General features: G+C 48.7%; 3 protein-coding genes. 1 reads left to right on the plus strand and 2 read right to left on the minus strand.

Features of this window, described 5'->3' with window-relative positions:
- Window positions 1-2 precede the first annotated feature (2 nt).
- Together ATB78_RS08675 and ATB78_RS08680 are read right to left on the minus strand one after the other, a co-directional pair.
- Window positions 3-1,352 (minus strand): HlyD family type I secretion periplasmic adaptor subunit, encoded by a 1,350-nt coding sequence (locus ATB78_RS08675; protein ID WP_009704725.1) that lies wholly within the window; start codon window positions 1,350-1,352, stop codon window positions 3-5.
- A gap of 12 nt (window positions 1,353-1,364) precedes the next feature.
- On the minus strand, window positions 1,365-1,718 hold the full coding sequence (locus tag ATB78_RS08680; protein WP_039839707.1) for a hypothetical protein: 354 nt from the start codon (window positions 1,716-1,718) through the stop codon (window positions 1,365-1,367).
- Between the two features lie 200 nt (window positions 1,719-1,918).
- Between ATB78_RS08680 and ATB78_RS08685 the strand changes: the two genes are divergently transcribed.
- Window positions 1,919-20,038 (plus strand): tandem-95 repeat protein, encoded by an 18,120-nt coding sequence (locus ATB78_RS08685; RefSeq protein ID WP_061008403.1) that lies wholly within the window; start codon window positions 1,919-1,921, stop codon window positions 20,036-20,038.
- The last annotated feature ends 94 nt before the right edge of the window (window positions 20,039-20,132 follow it).

The following is a 20,132-nucleotide window of genomic DNA, read 5'->3' on the forward strand; positions in this document are numbered from 1 at the left end:
CATTACCTCTCATCGAACGCGTCTTCGATAGCCGACATAACCGGCTTCGCAGCGTATTCGATAACCCGACGTGACCCTGTTTTCACGTCGGCGGTAAACTCCATGTAAGGGGACAGTTTGTATTGTGTGCCTCCACGCTCTAGATAGTTTTGGCTGATTTGGATTTCAGCGAGGTAGAATTCAGCGTCCTCTTCTTCATAGGACGAACGGCTGATCGACGCGATTCGCCCTTCCAAAAATCCGTACTTGGCAAAGTTGTAAGTGTCCATCTTCACTTTGACCGCCTGTCCGATTTCAACAAAGCCCATGTCTTTACGTGGAATCTTCGCTTCGCCATGAAGGGAGTTATTAATCGGCGCAATGTCCGCGATACTTTCCCCCGGCGGTATCACGGCAGAGCGGAAGTTGAAGTGCACTTTATCGACCACGCCATCAATAGGGGCGTAGACCACGAGGCGATCCACTTTGTCTGAGTGTTGAGGACGAAGAATGCGTTTCAGCTTGAGATCTTTCTTCGCTTGAATGATTTGCGCTTGGTATTCGGAGTTGCGGTTTTCCACCAAGTCTCGGTATTGCTTCTCTAGTTTGTCCAGTTGGAAACGCTCATTCATGACCGACTCATCGAGGTTTTCAATCTCACGCACCATGTTTGACTCTTGAACCTGCATATTCAGAACATCGACATAAGATGCCATTTCTTCTTTGTACAAGGTGTTCTTGATATTGAGCTGCTTACGAATCAAAGAAAGCTGGTTCTCGGAGCTTTTGCGGCGCTTAAGCATAGAATCAATCAACGAGTTCTTGTGATTGATGTCGTGGGTGATCAACTCTTCATTAGAGCGGTTTTTGGAAAACTCTTGCTGCCAGGTATTCATGTTTACCTGAACCAATTCTGGGTATTTTTCGATGTAGGCAGAGAAATCGGGCTCTACCATATCGCGCAGGCTTTCATAACGGAGTTTGTCTAACTCGAGCTGAATGATTTCTGTGTTCACCGTATCGAGTTGAGTGTTTCTATCCAAAGAACGAATTCGCGCAATGGGTTGACCTTCGTAAACCACTTCGCCTTTGCGCACTAACATTTCTTCGAGAATACCGCCTTCAAGGTGTTGCACTTTTTCTACGTCAGATTCCAGCAATAGCTCACCGCGCACCGACACCACAATGTCGATACGAGCTTGAGACGCCACGGCGATCGCCACCATTGAAAGCAAAAAGATAACCAGCAATGTTTTGTGTACGCTGGTCATCGCACTGGCTAGCACGATCGTATCGTCTGCGGTCACCTTCGAAGACTCGTTATTGGAAACGAGTGCTTTTCTGAGGTGGTGCTCGATCTGCTTGTTACTCATGATCCACCTTGGTTATTCATCATCTGCGCTGTCATTGATAGAGTTCTCGATATCTAACAGCTGACTAATTTGTTTGTTCACGTTGTTGAGCTCAGTTTTGATGTCCTCAATCAATTCATTAGGTGCAGGGAAGTGGTGCTTACTCAAATGCTCCAGCTTTGCCATCTTGGGTGGTAAATCATCATCACAAAGCAATACGAGAATAGTCTTCAGCTTTTTTGAGTAGCCGCTCAGCTCTTCAAAACGGTTTTGTTTATGCAGCATTTCGATGTTGATCGCCGCGCTGCTGAAATCCTTGTAAAAATCTCCCAATAGCAATTGCAGCCCTTTGTGGCTGTTGTCGACTGAGCGCAACAGATTCGTCATGTTTATCATTGTTCCACCGCCCTAATTGCTTTAATGACAATAACTAAGGATCTTTAAATTGCGTTTTCAAATTTTTTTTACCTCTTTCTGGTTAAACAACATGAGTATGAAAAAAGTTGGATAAAAAAGTTGGTTTTCCAGAATGGTGTCCTTTACTGCCTCTAAACACGATCAGTTAGCTAATGGCAACGGAGGCTGTAATGGCAGGTGACAACAACCAAAATAACCAAAACAAAGACCTAAATGACGCGGTAGAACAAACGGAAACCAATGACGCGGGTACGCCCTCCCAGCAGCAGAATCAGCAAAATCAAAAGAATACGATTGCTTCGACCGTAGCGACAGGTGCTGAAAACACCGACGCAGCAGATGAAGCCAATCAGGCGATGGAAGACAACCCAAGTGGTGCCGGAGCAGAGGAAGAAGCCTCGGCGTCCGGTGGTGCGGTACAAGAAGACTCGCCAGATAGTAGCGGTGGGTCGGATGCCGCTCAATCGAACGTGGTAGACAGTGGGGCATCAGACGGTGGGTCTGGTGAAGAAGCTGCGGGCAGCGGCGGTGCGGCTTCAGGTGCGGGTGCACAAGCTGTTGGTGGCGGTGATGCCTCTGGCTCTGAAGGTGGTTCGGACGCAGAAGGCAATGAAGCACAAGGACAAGCTGTACAAACTTCGGCTGCGCCAAGTGCCTCTTCATCCGATTCTGAAGGTTCACAAGGTGGTGATAACCTAGATTCAGAAACCACAGAAGAAACCTTTGCGGTGGACGTTCAAGACACCAGTGAAGAGACCACGACGCAAGTAGAAGATGATTTCGACTCTGAAACCACGAGCGAAACGTTCCAAATTAAAGTCGAAGGTGAAAACGATGCGCCAGAGGTAGAACAAGATCTGGCTTACATCATGGATGAAGACGGCACGATTACCTTCACGCAAGAACAATTACTCGAATACGCAAGTGATGTTGATGGCGACGACCTTGTTGCGTCTAACGTCCAAGTTGGTGCGAATGCATCGGTTCAAGACAATGGTGACGGCACGTTCACCGTGGTTCCGGACGCTGATTTCAATGGTGAACTCGACTTAACGTTTGATATCAGTGATGGTCAAGAAACCGTTTCAAGTTCTATCGATTTAACCGTTCGTCCAATCAATGACGCACCAGTGCCTGAAGATAAAACCTTTGAGGTGGAAGAAGACGGAACTCTGATCTTCACCGATGCTGACCTGCTTGCTGGCGCAACGGATATTGAAGGCGACAACCTAACAGTTGAAGGCGTGAGCTACGATGGTGGCGACGGCATCCTGACCGACAACGGCAATGGGACTTACACTTTTGCGCCAAATGAAAACTTCAACGGCGATGTGAACTTCAGCTTTGATGTGTCCGACGGCACAGATACGGTTTCTGCCAACATTGATGTCAGTGTTACGCCTGTCGATGACGCACCAGTATCTGGCAATCTTGCTTACTCGGTGGATGAAGATGGCTCGATTCGTTTGAGCCAAGAGCAGTTGTTGTCGCAAGCTTCCGATGTGGAAGGTGATGCACTGACGGCGTCTAACCTTTCGGTAGATGGCAATGCAACGGTGACTCAAAATGACGATGGTAGTTTCACTATCACGCCAGACGCAGATTTCAATGGTGATATCGACATCAGCTTCGATATCTCAGATGGCACGAACACCGTTCAAGCAACCGCTGACCTAACCGTTAACCCAATCAACGATTTACCTGTTCCTCAAGACCAGCAGTTTAGCGTGGAAGAAGATGGCACGCTGATCTTTACGGACGCTGACCTGCTTGCTGGCGCAACGGATATTGAAGGCGATAACCTAACAGTTGAAGGTGTGATCTACGATGGTGGCGACGGCATCCTGACCGACAACGGCAATGGGACTTACACTTTTGCGCCAAATGAAAACTTCAATGGTGATGTGAACTTCAGCTTTGATGTGTCCGACGGTACGGATACGGTTTCTGCCAACATTGATGTCAGTGTTACGCCAGTCGATGATGCGCCAGTGTCTGGCAATCTTGCTTACTCGGTGGACGAAGATGGCTCGATTCGTTTGAGCCAAGAACAGTTGTTGTCGCAAGCTTCTGATGTGGAAGGCGACGCACTGACGGCATCTAATCTTTCGGTAGATGGCAATGCGACGGTGACTCAAAATGACGATGGTAGCTTCACCATCACGCCGGACGCAGATTTCAATGGTGATATCGACATCAGCTTCGATATTTCAGATGGCACGAATACTGTTCAAGCAACCGCTGACCTAACCGTTAATCCAATCAACGATCTGCCGGTTCCTCAAGACCAACAATTCAGTGTGGAAGAGGACGGCACGCTGCAATTTACTGATGCGGATCTGCTTGCTGGCGCGACCGACATTGAAGGCGATGACCTTTCTGTAACGGGAATCAGCTATGAAGGCACCGACGGCGTTCTAACTGACAATGGTGATGGCACATATAGCTTTGCGCCAAATGAGAACTTCAACGGTGATGTGAACTTCAGCTTCGACGTGTCTGATGGCACGGATACGGTCTCAGCGAATGTAGATGTGAGCGTCACGCCGGTGAATGATCCTCCGGTGGCTGGTTCAACGTCTTACACAGTTCACGAAGACAACTCTATTACCATTTCTGACGCGCAGCTGTTGGCAAACTCTTCGGATTTAGAAGGGGATGTCTCGATTGATAGCGTGAGCTACTCTGGCAGCGATGGTGTGTTGCAAATCAATGGTGACGGTACGTACACCTTCTCTCCAAATGAAAACTTTAATGGTGAAGTGACGCTTGATGTTGTCGTCGCTGATGAAGAAGGCGCAACGGATGTCACCACTGCTGGCATTACGGTGCTGGAAGTGAACGATCCACCAGTCGCAGGACCAACTTCTTACACTATTGATGAAGATTCAGTTCTGACCTTCAGTGAGTCGCAAGTGCTGCTGAATGCCTCTGATGTGGAAGGCGATGTAGAGCTTGTTGGCATTAGTTACGATGGTCCGGATGGCATTTTCACCGTTAACGATGATGGCACGTGCAGCTTCGCGCCAAACGAGAACTTTAACGGACAAGTTCAACTTGATGTGACCATTCGAGATGAAGATGGAGCCGAAGTTGATACCGTCATCAATGTGAATGTATTGCCAATCAATGATGCGCCAGTATCGGGTGATTTGGCTTATAGCGTTGATGAAGACGGTGCGATTACACTCAGCCAAGAGCAGCTTCTTTCTCAAGCGTCTGATATTGAGGGCGATGACCTGACTGCTAGCGATTTGACGGTCGATGGAAACGCAACCGTCACAGCGAACGATGATGGCAGCTTCACGATTACACCAGATGCGGACTTTAATGGTGACATTGATATCCAATTCAACATTACAGATGGCACAGACACAATCCAAGCAACGGCGGATCTAACGGTTAATCCAGTTAACGATCTTCCTGTTCCTCAAGACCAGCAGTTCAGTGTTGAAGAAGATGGCACGCTTCAGTTTACCGATGCAGACTTGCTTGCTGGCGCGACCGATATCGATGGCGACAATTTAACGGTTGATGGCATTAGCTACACAGGCAGCGATGGTGTGCTAACTGACCACGGTGATGGTACTTACACCTTTGCACCAAATGAAAACTTCAACGGCGACGTCAGCTTTAGCTTTGGTGTTTCTGACGGCACTGAGACCGTACCTGCCAATGTGGATGTAAGCGTCACTCCAGTGAACGATCCTCCGGTTGCGGGTTCAACGTCTTACACGGTTGATGAAGACAACGCAATTACCATTTCCGACGAGCAGCTTCTGGCTAACTCTTCGGATGTGGAAGGCGCAGTGTCCATCGATAGCGTGACCTATTCAGGCACCGATGGCGTATTCCAAGACAACGGTGACGGCACTTACACCTTCATGCCGAATGAGAACTTCAGCGGTGATATTAGCCTTGATGTGATTGTGGCGGATGAGCAAGGTGCGATTGACGAAACGACAGCAGGCATTACCGTCATTGAAGTGAATGACCCTCCAGTTGCCGGTCCAACGTCTTACACGATTGACGAAGATTCAGTACTGACATTCAGTGAGTCACAAATTCTTGCCAACGCATCTGATATCGAGGGTGATGTAGAGCTTGTTGGCATCAGTTATGAAGGCTCGGATGGTATCTTTACCGTCAATGGCGATGGTACTTGTAGTTTTGCGCCAAACGAGAACTTCAATGGTCAAGTTCAGTTGGATGTGACCATTCAAGATGAGAATGGGGCAACTGTTGATACGCACATCAATGTCGATGTCTTACCAATCAACGATCCACCAGTATCGGGCGATTTGGCTTACACCATCAACGAAGACAGCTCAATTACGTTAAGCCAAGAGCAGTTGCTTGCCAAAGCGGGCGACATTGATAGCGAGAACCTTGAAGCCATCAATTTATCGACAGATGACAACGCGACGATTCAATACAACGATGATGGCAGCTACACCATCACACCGGATGAAAACTACAACGGCGACCTAGATCTGACCTTTGATATCATTGATAACGATGGTGGCTCAGTACAAGTTGGTCTGGATATTACGGTTAATCCTGTGAATGACTTGCCACAAGCGCAAGATCAACAGTTCACGGTAGAAGAAGATGGCACCTTGCTGTTCACGGATGCAGACCTATTGGAAGGCGCATCGGATATTGATGGCGATGATCTGTCTATCGAAAACGTTCTCTACACAGGTGCAGATGGTGTGCTTACCGACAATGGCGATGGCACTTACAGCTTCGCGCCGAATGAGAACTTCAACGGTGATGTTCAGTTCACATTCGATGTGTCTGACGGCACAGGTTCAACGCCAGCATTCATTGATGTCAGCGTGACACCAGTGAACGATCCTCCGGTGGCAGGTTCTACGTCTTACACGGTTCAAGAAGATGGTCAAATCACCATTAGTGACGAGCAGTTGTTAGCCAACTCTTCTGATGTGGAAGGTGACGTAGCTTTGGCGAATGTTAGCTACTCTGGTAACGACGGTAGCTTCGTGGACAATGGTGACGGCACATATACCTTCACGCCAAATGAAAACTTTGACGGTAACATTTCTCTCGACGTTACGGTTATCGACCAAGATGGTGCAACGGATACGACAACCGCAGGCATCGATGTTATCGCGGTCAACGACGCTCCTGAAACGTCAGGCATTCAAGCTGAAGTGGATGAAGATAACGCCATCACCATCACGCAAGAACAATTGCTTGCGAATGCGACAGACATTGAAGGTGATGACCTTGTTGCCAGCAATCTACAAACCAATGACCCAGATGCGACGATCGTAGCCAACGATGATGGTTCATTCACCATTACGCATACGGAGAACTTCAATGGTGAGTTGGACTTCACTTACAACATCAGCGATGGCGAAAATGATGTTCTGACCACGCTGGATCTGACCGTTAATCCTGTCAACGATGCGCCAGAAGCGGGCGACGAGATCTTTATTCAAGCGGAAGAAGACCAAACCGTGGGTGTTTCTCTGCGTGAAGAGCCTGCGTTACGTCTCGACCAAGCCCCTGAAAACGGCATCATTGAAGCCAATCTAAATGACGAATGGGTACAGCTAGAAGTCGGGCAGGAGGTTCCTGCAGACACGGAAGTGCGCTTCATTCCAAATGATGATGCATTGGCGAACGGTACGCATACGAGTCAAATTGGTACCTTTGACGACAACGCCAGCCTTGATGATTGGGGTACGGCTGTTGACCCTTACACACGTGAGTTTGTTGATGGTGATTTGAAAGTTACCGTTCAAAGTAATGATGACCCACTCGGTGCGTGGAATGGTAAAACACACATTGGTCACGGTATTGGCGATACTGACCGCCAAGGCTTGAGCGGTGATGAAAAACTGACTGTGACCGTTGAAGGTCAAGACATCAACGAAATCAGCTTCCACCTAGATGGTCTAGGCGGCTGGTTTATGGAAGAGTCTCGCCACTTTACCGAAGTCGAAATTCGCGCATTCAACTCCGATGGTGATTTGATCGACTCGATGACTTACCACAAAGAAGATCGTGGTAGCTATGAGACGGATTACACCCTAACGGTGAACGAGCCGGTGTCTTACTTTGAGTTAGGAACGATTCAAGGTAACGGTACTTACGTGGTTCAAAACATGACGGTTTCGCAAACTTGTCATGATGAAGCGGTGTTCACATCTATTGGCGTGGACGGCACAGAAATCACTGAAACGGTAGAGCTGAATATCCGTGAAGGTGACAGTGAAATCGAACTGACCGCTGACCTGCCAAATGTGACCATCGATATCGAAGGTTCTACGCAGTTTGCCTCTGTGGTAATCACAGAAGAGCAGCTTCTCGCACAAGCGAGTGATATCGATAGCGATGTTCTTGATATTCAAAACCTAGAGCTGGTGGGGGATAACGCGGAGCACGCTACGTTAACCGACAACGGCGATGGTACATGGACAGTCACACCAGAAGAGAACTTCTACGGTGAGATTGAGCTTGGTTACCAAGTTACAGATGGTGAACTCACTGACGACAACATCATCAACATCAACTTCGAAGCAGTAAACGATGCGCCAATTGTTTCTGGTCCGATTGTGTTGTCGACTGATGAGGATGTGGGCATTACGTTTAGCGCGGACGATCTGCTTGCGAATGCAAGTGATGTGGAAGGCGATGCACTGTCTATCTCTGATATCTCTTACAGCGGTGATAACGGTGAGCTCGTCGACAATGGCGACGGCACTTACACCTTTATGCCGAATGAAAACTTCAATGGTGAAGTTGACATCGATTACAAAGTCTTCGATGGCACCGATGAAGTCGATACCCATCTAGCTCTGACCGTTATTCCGGTCAACGATGTGCCAGTTCCTGGTGCACCGCTGCATACTCAAATGCTAGAAAACGGCACCATCATCATCGAAGCAAAAGACCTGTTATCAGGTGCGACCGATGTGGATGGCGACATTCTTCATATCGAGAATCTACTGCTTGTTGACCAGTCACAAGGTACGTTGACAGACAACGGCGACAACACCTTTACCTTCGAGCCAACTTCGAACTTCTACGGTGAAGTGAACCTGACCTTCGACATCAGCGATGGTCAAGCAAGCGCACCAAGCACTGCGAAGATCGATGTTGAGATCGTCAACGAAGGTCCAGAGGTAAGCGGCCCGGTTGATGCGGTCGTCGATGAAGATGGCTCAATTACCATCACTCAAGAAGACTTGTTGGCGAACGCGACGGACGTGGATGGTGACAACCTTGAAGCGGTGAACCTGTCGACCAACGATCCTAATGCAACCATCGTTGAGAACGCTGATGGTAGCTTCACGATTACACCGAGCGATAACTTCTTTGGTGAAATCGAATTTACTTATGACGTAACTGACGCGATTGAAACCGTCGCTGCGGATCTAAACCTCACCGTTAACCCAGTGAACGACCTGCCAGATGTACCTGATTTGTCCTTCACCACAGAAGACGGCGAAGCGATCACGATTACTGAAGCAGAGCTGCTGGCTCAAGCGACGGACATCGAAGGCGATGACCTGTCTGTTGTTAACGTGACGAGTTTAAGCGACACGGTTCAAGTGACAGACAATGGCGATGGCACTTACACATTAACGCCAGAGCAGGGCTTCTTTGGTAATGTTGACCTCACGTTTGATGTGAGCGATGGCACCGATGTGGTGGCGGCAAACATCGACTTGAAAGTTGAGTTCGTTAACGATGCACCAGAAGCAGCACCAATCGTGGCAGATGTGGACGAGGATGGATCTATCCTCGTGACACAAGAAATGCTGCTTGAAAACGCCAGCGATCAAGATGGTGATGACCTATACGCAACGGCACTAGAAACCAATGATCCGAACGCCTCTATCGTGGATAACGGCGACGGCACCTTTACCGTTACGCCTTCACAGCACTTCAATGGAGACATCGAGTTTACTTATGAAGTGAGCGACGGTGAATTGAGTGTTGCCAATGAAATGACATTGACGGTGAACCCAGTCAATGACATTCCAATTGTTGCGCCTGGCATGTACCACATTGAAGAGGATGGCAGCATCCTGTTCACGCAAGAAGATCTTCTAAGTGGCGCGATTGATATTGATGGTGATGACCTCACCGTTACCAGCATTAACTACTCGGGTGATGAAGGTACTGTAACGGACAACGGTGACGGTACATTTAGCTTCGTACCAGAAGAGCACTTCAGTGGTGACTTGCAGTTCAGCTTTACGGTTTCTGACGGTACTGATGAAGTTGAGCAAGACATTAATGTCCATATCGAAGCCGTGGCAGATGCGCCAGACCTAGTCATCACTGATGGCGATGGTCGAAACGTGGATGATCAAGCAATCTTGGTCGAGCCAGGCGGTATTGTTGAAGTGAACATCGCCGCAGCATTGGTTGACCAAGACTTGTCAGAAACGCTGACTGTGACCGTGGATGGTGTTCCAGAAGGTTCGGTGATCAGCTACGACAACGAAGGGGTACTTAACGATCAAGACAACGGTATCACCAGTTTCAACGATACTGAAATCACGGTTACGTTTGAAGGTGAAACCGCGGGTTACCAAAACACAGCGGGTTACTACAAAGTCGATGAAGATGGCAACATCACGGGCGTTGAAGTGGTGTACGAAAACGCCTCTCAAGTTGGCGGCGGCGGTGACCTCGTTCCGGGACAAGATCAGTTCAGCTTCCAAATCTCGGAAGGGGAAAGCTTCAACCTATTCTTGATTCCTAACGGTCATAACTTCAATGACTTTGCATCCATGCAAGATGGTCAGTACGAGTTCCGTGCAGCAGATGGCTCTCCTGCGAACATGGATACAGTTGACCCACAACTCGTGTTTGTTGGCGCTGATGGTTCTGAAACCGTGATTCAAAGCCAATTCGGTGATGCAGTCTTCCATGGTGGTTCAAGCTCAGAGCTCAACCAAGATGGCATTGAACATACCCGAACTACTGTGAACGAAGACGGTGAACTGGTTTACGGCTTTGAAGATCTCTACGGTGGCGGCGATGCCGATTACACCGACTTCAACTTCACCATTGATGTCGGTGAAGTGAACAGCCAGATCTACAGCGGTGAAGTGACAGTCGGTCCAGATGGTTCTGTAACGCTTCCAACCACGGCAATTGAACAAGAGCTACAGATTCAATTGCCAGAAGACTTTAACCAACAGCTAGAAATCAACGTAACGGCAACGGCAACAGAGCTATCAAATAATGATTCTGAAACCGTTTCTCAAACCATCTACGTCAATGCAACAGGTGCCCACATTGAACATGCGCCTGAAGCATTGCCTGTTTCAGCGATGGTTGAAGAAGATGGTTCAATCCTAATTACGCAAGAAGATTTACTCGCTAATGCGCGTGACTTGGATGGTGACCAACTGACAGCACTGAATCTGGCAACGGATGATGAAAACATCACCATCACAGACAATGGTGACGGCACTTACACCTTAACGCCAGATGCGGACTTTAATGGTGATATCACCTTTACGTTCGATGTGTCTGACGGCGATGATGTTGTCTCAACCAACCTTGAGTTATTGGTGTCACCAGTTAACGATGCGCCTGAACCACAAGACCAAGCGTTCACTGTGGGTGAGGACGGTATTCTTACCTTTACAGATGCAGACCTATTAACAGGTGCGACGGATGTAGAAGGTGACAACCTAACTGTTGAAGGCGTGACTTACACTGGTGCCGATGGTGTCCTAACTGACAATAGCGATGGCACGTACAGCTTCGCACCGAATGAGAACTTCAACGGTGACGTGAACTTCACTTTTGATGTATCAGACGGTACGGATACAACCTCTGCCAACATTGATGTGAGTGTGACGCCAGAGAACGATCCTCCAGTTGCGGGCAGCACGTCTTACACAGTACATGAAGACAACTCGATCACCATCAGTGACGAGCAACTACTGGCTAATTCGTCTGATATCGAGGGTGATGTTGCGATCAGCAGCGTGAGCTACAGCGGTAACGACGGAGTGCTAGAAATTAATGGCGATGGTACTTACACCTTCTCACCAAACGAAAACTTTACAGGCGATGTTAGTCTAGATGTTGTCGTGGTTGACGAGGACGGCGCGGTTGATACAACAACAGCGGGTATTACCGTTCTTGAGGTGAACGATCCACCAATCGCAGGCACAACCAGTTACACCATTGATGAAGATGAAGTCATTACCATCAGTGCAGAACAGTTGTTGGCAAACTCTTCCGATATTGAAGGTGAGGTAGCACTAGATAGCGTGAGCTACAGTGGCAGCGAAGGTATCTTTACCGACAATGGTGATGGTACGTTCAGCTTTGCACCAAACCAAAATTTCAATGGTGAAGTGAATCTTGATGTTGTAGTCGTGGACGAAGATGGTGCGACCGCTTCGACGACGGCAAACATTGATGTTCTGCCAATCAATGATGCTCCAGTATCGGGTGACTTGGCTTACAGTGTCGACGAAGACAACTCAATCACGCTAAGCCAAGAACAATTGTTGGCACAAGCAACGGATGTAGAAGGTGATGCACTAACTGCTTCTAACCTAGTGGTTGACGGTGATGCGACGGTTACGGTTAATGACGATGGTAGCTTTACCATTACGCCTGACGCGAACTTCAATGGCGACATTGATATCACGTTCGATATCAACGATGGCACCGATACTATCGTTGCAACGGCTGACCTAACGGTTAACCCAGTTAATGACTTACCGCAGCCTGAGGATCAAGCGTTCACCATTGGTGAAGATGGCGTGTTGACCTTCACTGATCAAGACCTGCTTGATGGCGCAACGGATATCGATGGCGATGACCTATCGGTTGAAGGTGTCACTTACACTGGTGCGGACGGTGTCCTAACCGATAACGGTGATGGTACCTACAGCTTTGCTCCAAACGAGAACTTCAATGGTGATGTGAACTTTACATTCGATGTTTCTGATGGCACGGACACCGTGACCGCGAATATCGATGTGAGTGTTACGCCAGAGAACGATCCACCGGTGGCAGGCAGCACGTCTTACACAGTGCATGAAGATAACTCGATCACCATCAGTGATGAACAGCTACTAGCGAACTCATCGGATATTGAAGGTGATGTATCGATTGATAGCGTGAGCTACAGCGGTAACGATGGTGTGCTGGAACTCAACGGTGATGGCACGTACACCTTCTCTCCAAACGAGAACTTCAACGGCGAAGTGAGCCTAGATGTTGTAGTAGTCGACGAGGATGGCGCGACGGATTCAACTACCGCAGGTATCACGGTACTTGAGGTGAACGATCCGCCAATCGCAGGTCCAACTGCGTACACAATCGATGAAGACCAAGTTCTAACGTTCAGTGAATCACAAGTGCTTCTGAATGCTTCGGATGTCGAGGGGGATGTTGAGCTTGTAAGCATCAGCTACGACGGTCCAGATGGCATCTTCTCAGTAAATGGCGATGGCACTTGTAGCTTCGCACCGAATGAGAACTTCAATGGTCAAGTATCGTTGGACGTGACTATTCGTGATGAAGATGGCGCAGAAGTCGATACCTATATCACAGTGGATGTATTGCCAATCAACGACGCGCCAGTATCGGGCAACTTGGCTTACAACGTAGATGAAGATAACACCATTACATTGAGCCAAGAGCAATTGTTATCTCAAGCTAGCGATGTGGATGGCGATGACCTTGTTGCTGAAAACTTGCTTGTAGATGGTAATGCGACAGTGACTGCTAACGACGATGGCAGCTTCACCATCACGCCAGATGCGAACTTCAATGGTGACATTGATATCACGTTTGATATCAGTGATGGTTCTGACACTTTGGTCGCGACGGCAGATCTAACGGTTAATCCAGTTAACGACCTACCACAACCAGAAGATCAAGCGTTCACCATTGGTGAAGATGGCGTCTTGTTGTTCACTGATGAAGATCTGCTTGATGGCGCAACAGATATCGATGGCGATGACCTATCGGTTGAAGGTGTGAGCTACACAGGCGCAGATGGTGTCCTAACCGATAACGGTGATGGTACCTACAGCTTTGCTCCAAACGAGAACTTCAATGGTGATGTGAACTTTACCTTCGATGTTTCTGATGGCACGGATACCGTGACCGCGAATATCGATGTGACAGTCACACCTGAGAACGATCCACCGGTGGCAGGCAGCACCTCTTACACAGTGCATGAAGACAACTCGATCACCATTAGTGACGAGCAGCTACTGGCGAATTCATCAGACGTCGAAGGAGATGTCGCGGTTGATAGCGTTAGCTACAGCGGCACAGATGGTGTGTTCCAAGACAATGGTGACGGCACTTACACCTTCTCACCAAACGAGAACTTCAATGGCGAAGTGAGCCTAGATGTTGTCGTGGTCGATGAAGACGGTGCGACGGATTCAACTACCGCAGGTATTACAGTACTTGAGGTGAACGATCCACCAATCGCAGGCGCGACCAGCTACTCAGTGAATGAAGACGAAGTCATCACCATTAGCTCTGAACAGCTATTGGCGAACGCTTCTGACGTTGAAGGTGAAGTTGCGATTGATAGCGTAAGCTACAGCGGCGCCGACGGTATCTTTACCGATAACGGCGATGGCACATTCAGCTTCGCGCCAAACGAAAACTTCAACGGTGACGTCAGTCTTGATGTTGTTGTGACGGATGAAGGTGGCGCAACGGTAGCAACTAATGCAAACATTGATGTATTACCAATCAATGATGCTCCGGTATCAGGTGATTTGGCATACAGCGTGGATGAAGACGGTTCTATCACGCTAAGCCAAGAGCAGCTTCTTGCTCAAGCCGGCGACGTGGATGGCGATGACCTAACTGCATCCAACCTGACTGTTGATGGCAATGCGACCGTTGTTGCGAACGATGATGGTAGCTTCACTATCACACCAGATGCGGACTTCAATGGCGACATTGACTTGAGCTTCGATATTACGGACGGTGATGCCACCATTCAAGCCACTGCCGATCTGACTGTGAACCCAGTGAATGACTTGCCAACGGTTGGTCAGCCACAGTTTGTTACGCAAGAAGACACCAGCTTCACCTTCACTGAAGAGCAACTGCTACAAAATGCAGGTGATATCGATGGTGATAACTTAACGGTTGAAAACGTTGCCTCTGATAGCGGTACCTTGGTTGATAACGGTGACGGCACTTACACCTTCGCACCAAACGAAAACTTCGACGGCAACGTGAACGTGACGTTTGATGTCAACGATGGCACCGCAACGGTTCCAGCAGAAGCGAACATTGATGTTCAATCTGTGGTTGATATGCCAGAGCTGTCGATTGCTTCGGACTTGGTGATTGCGTCTGATAACTTCGAGTCTGGCTCGAACGGTTGGAACGCGAACACTGAGAGCTCACAAGGCTTCGAAACGGGCGACATGCTGGGTCGTATTGGTGGCACTGGCGGTGATGAAGCGGTCAGTAAAACTTACGATATCCCAAGCGATGTCAATGAAGTGAACATCTCGTTTAGCTTCTACGAAATCGATTCTTGGGATGGCGAGTCGTTCCAAATCTTTGTCGGCGGTGAACAGCTAACCACCTTGGAAAACTCCGCGTTCCGTACTCAAGATGGTACGACAACGCTTTACGACTCAGATGGTAATGAAGTGGGTGAAGTGATTCATGGAGCCTCTCAACGTGAAGGCTTCAGTGGTTGGAATGACCAAGCTCACCAAATCAACCTGACGGTTCCTGTCGAGGATGGCGAACTGCAACTCGGCTTCGGTTCAACCTTGAATCAAGACGTTTGGGATGAATCGTTTGGTATCGACAACATCGAAGTCACGGTAGCGGACGCGGATTACCAAATCATTGGTACCGAAGATACGCCAGTGCCGCTTGATATCGATGCAGCGTTAACCGATACCGATGGCTCAGAAAACCTCTCTATCTTGATTGAAGATGTGCCAGAAGGCAGCTCACTATCAGCAGGTGTTGATAATGGCGACGGCACTTGGTCACTACAACCAGGCGAGCTAGAAGGGCTAGAGTTTATCCCTTCTGCGGACTTCAATGGCGATGTGACGCTAACTGTGAACGCTACGTCTACGGACGTAGATACAGGTACAACAGCAACAGCGACGCAAGATGTGACGATTCATATCTCGCCAACCAATGATGCACCAGAAGTGACGGGTGACATCAGCGCAGTCACTGCCGAAGACAACAGCATTACGCTGACTCAAGAGCAGTTACTGGAGCACGCTGTTGATATTGATGGTGACGATCTGAGCGCAATCAACCTAAGCACCAATGATGAAAATGCGACGGTTGAAATGAACGAGGATGGCAGCTTCACCATTACTCCAAGCGAGAACTTCTACGGTGATATCGAGTTCACCTACGATGTGACTGACGGAGAAGAAGTGGTTGCAGCAGGTCTCGACCTAACGGTAACACCAGTCAATGATGCACCAGAGCCACAAGACCAAGCGTTCACTGTGGGTGAGGACGGTATTCTTACCTTTACAGATGCAGACTTGCTAACAGGCGCGACGGATGTAGAAGGTGACAACCTAACAGTTGAAGGCGTGACTTACACAGGTGCAGACGGTGTCCTAACCGATAATGGTGATGGCACTTACAGCTTCGCACCGAACGAGAACTTCAACGGTGACGTGAACTTCACGTTTGATGTATCAGACGGTACGGATACGACCTCTGCCAACATTGATGTGAGTGTGACGCCAGAGAACGATCCACCTGTGGCGGGCAGCACGTCTTACACAGTACATGAAGACAACTCGATCACCATAAGTGACGAGCAACTACTGGCTAATTCGTCGGATATTGAAGGCGACGTAGACATCAGTAGTGTGACTTACAGTGGCAACGATGGCGTCTTCCAAGACAATGGCGATGGTACGTACACCTTCTCTCCAAATGAGAACTTCAATGGCGAAGTCAGCCTAGACGTTGTGGTTGTCGATGAAGAGGGTGCGACAGACTCAACCACTGCGGGTATTACCGTTCTTGAGGTGAACGATCCACCAATCGCAGGTGCGACAAGTTACTCTGTCAATGAAGATGAAGTCATTATCTTCACGGAAGAGCAACTGCTAGCGCAATCAAGCGATGTGGAAGGCGACGTGAGCCTAGAAAGCGTCTCTTACAGTGGTAGCGACGGTATTCTAACGGCGAATGACGATGGTACTTATAGCTTCGCGCCAAATGAAAACTTCAATGGTGGCGTAAGCCTAGACGTAGTCGTCGCTGATGAAGACGGTGCAACTGCGACAACCAATGCGAACATTGATGTATTGCCAGTCAACGATGCTCCGGTATCTGGCGATTTGGCTTACAGCGTCGATGAAGACGGTTCAATCACATTGAGTCAAGAGCAGTTACTGGCTCAAGCGGGTGACGTCGACAGCGATAATCTAGAAGCGGTGAACTTAACCGCGGTAGCCAATGCAACCGTTGTTGAGAACCAAGATGGTAGCTTCACGATTATGCCTGATGCGAACTTCAATGGCGATATCGACCTAAGTTTCGACTTGATTGATAACGATGGTGCGAGCGTGGAAGTGGGCGTTGACCTAACGGTGAACCCAATTAACGATGCGCCGCAATCAACGCCAGTGAATATTGCTGGCACCGAAGATACCACCATTCTTATCACGCAGGACATGTTGCTTGCTAACGCAACAGACATCGACAACACCTACGACGAACTGTCTGCTGTCGACCTAGTGATTGATGATCAATACGGTGACTTGCTAGACAACGGTGATGGCACTTGGTCATTCACTCCGGCAGATAACTTCAATGGTGATGTGCCAATGTCGTTCGGTGTCAGCGATGGTGATTTAGTTACGCCAGTTGAAGGCAATCTAAACATCGAAGCGGTTAACGATGCACCAGAAGCACCAACTATCCAGATGCAGGGCGAAGAAGATGTGGTCATGGTGATTGACCCAGCTTACATCGCTGATCAAGTTACGGATCTTGATGGTGACGAAATCAGCGTAGAAAGCATCACGGTTCGTGCTCCTGCAAATGCGACATTAACCCAGCAACCAGATGGTATGTACCACTTGGTGACCACTCAAGACTTCAATGGTTTGGTGGAACTGGGCTACACCGCGACGGATGGTGAAGAAGTGGTTGAAGGCTCGTTGAATGTGGATGTTATTCCAGTCAACGATGCTCCATTCAATGTGGGTAATGCGTTTATGGCAACCGACGAAGATGGCGCATTCACCTTCGACGCTGGCGACCTGATGAACTTGTTCGGCGATATCGACACTGAAAACCTAGTCGTATCACGCATTATCACCGCAGAAGGTGAAGATGGTGGTGAGGTAACAGACAACGGTGACGGTACTTGGACGTTCACACCGACTGGCGATTTTGCAGGGGTTTCTGACTTGCAAGTTGTGGTAAGTGACGGTGAGTTTGAAACAGTACTTGATGTACCAGTGTTTGTTCGCCCTGTTGCGGATGGTGCGGTCATCACAACCGACCATGATGGTCCGTTAGTCTTCGGTGAGGACGAAACGGGTCACCTAGGCTTGAATGTCGGTCTAATCGACGATTCAGAAACGCTAAGTAACCTAGTGATGACTGGTTTCCCTGTTGGCTTCGAAGTTACGGATGGTGTGAACACCATTACCATTACGGAACCGGGTCAATACATCGACTTGAACGAGTGGGATATCTCAGACCTGCAAATGACGCCTCCGGCTGACTTTAATGGCGAGTTCTTCGTAACCGTGACCGCAACAACGGTGGATTATGGTGACGAGCCAGAAGAGTTCGAAGATGGCATCGATTCAGGTGACTTCGAAACCCTAGCGGGTGAACCAGTTACCCTAACCGCTGATGACCTAATCGGATTGGCAGAAAACGTAGACGCTGACGCGGGTGATGAAGTGAAATTCGTTCACCTAGCTGATCGCAGCCAAGGTGAGATTGTCGATAACGGTGATGGCACATGGACATTCAATCCAGCACCGGGCTTTACTGGTGAAGCGGATATCGCTTATGTGATTGATAAAGACGGTGTGCTTCATGATGAGCAAACAGGCGTGGTCGTGAAAGAAGACGCACCACAAGAGAATGCTTCTCCAGAAATCGACAGCATTTCTACCACAGAAATGGCAGCGGATGGCACCTTGTCGTTCACCAATGATGACATGCTATCGACCTTGAGCGATGCAGAAGGCGACAGCTTGAGCATTGAGTCAGTGAGCCTAATGGAAGGTCAAGGTGTGATAGAGACCGATAACCAAGGTAACTACCAATTCACACCAGCAGAAGGCTACACCGGAGATGTTCAAGTTGGCTTTATTGCAACTGACGGTGAAAACCGCATTGAGAGCTTCTTTAATGTCGACATCCAAGGTGAAGGTGAAACCACAACTAGCGAAGGCTACGCACTGGCTGATGATGGTTCACTAACACTAACGGAAGCACAGTTGATTGATGAGCTTGGCATTAGCCCTTCAGCAGAAGTGTTGGATGTAGCCGATGCAAACGATGCTGGTTTCTTCGCGAAATCAGGTGATGAAGAGTGGACGTACTGGCCGAACGATGACTTCGATGGCAATTTGGCTATGGATGTTCAGGTCAACGACAACGGTGAAGTATCGACTCAGAATCTGAGCATCCAAGTTGCGGACGATTCAGCGCAAAGTGACGAGCCACAAATTCAAACTGCTCAAGCATCATCAGAGCAGCAAGTTGGCGAAGCGCAACAGCCTGAAGAGCAAGCAGCAAACGGTGCAGACAGTGAAGAGGAGAGCGCAGCTGATGTGACTGCAGCACCAGGCGATACCATTTCTATCTCGGTTCCAGATGAGGTCAGTGGTAACGAATCGGTGGATTATGCAGAAATGTCCGGTCTACCTGATGGTGCATCAGTAAGCAACGCACTGGATAATGGCGATGGCAGCTTCACATTAAGTGGCAACCTGAACCAACCAGTATCGGTTGACTTACCAGAAGGTTACGAAGGTACGAGCGAAATCCAATTCCAAGGTTACGATGAATTGGGCAGCGCAGTAGAAGGTGCGAGTGGCACAGTTGAAGTTGAAGTCGATGATCAATACACCATGCAGGGTTCTGCTCAAGATCAGCAACCAGATATGGCGGGTATGGAATCTGGCGGCAGCGACTGGACAAGTGCAGGAGGTCAAGATCAAGGTGTTGACTTCACGGATGACTCTGGCAGCTTCGACTCGGATACTCAAACAGGTACTGACCAAGGCAACGATTTCGATCAAAGCTCAATGTAACTAGTCATAGACGAGGGCAGTGTCATTGCTGCCCAAACCAAAGCCATGCAGAGCCTACTTTGCATGGCTTTTTTGTTGGGCTTCTTTCTATGAG

Source organism: Vibrio sp. CUB2 (genome assembly GCF_001557945.1).
Taxonomy (GTDB): Bacteria; Pseudomonadota; Gammaproteobacteria; order Enterobacterales; family Vibrionaceae; genus Vibrio; species Vibrio owensii.

What these genes read in the sequence shown, in the direction of transcription:
- ATB78_RS08685 (WP_061008403.1), top strand. Translation starts at nt 1,919, where the DNA reads ATGGCAGGTGACAACAACCAAAATAACCAAAACAAAGACCTAAATGAC.
- ATB78_RS08675 (WP_009704725.1), bottom strand. Translation starts at nt 1,352, where the DNA reads ATGAGTAACAAGCAGATCGAGCACCACCTCAGAAAAGCACTCGTTTCC.
- ATB78_RS08680 (WP_039839707.1), bottom strand. Translation starts at nt 1,718, where the DNA reads ATGACGAATCTGTTGCGCTCAGTCGACAACAGCCACAAAGGGCTGCAA.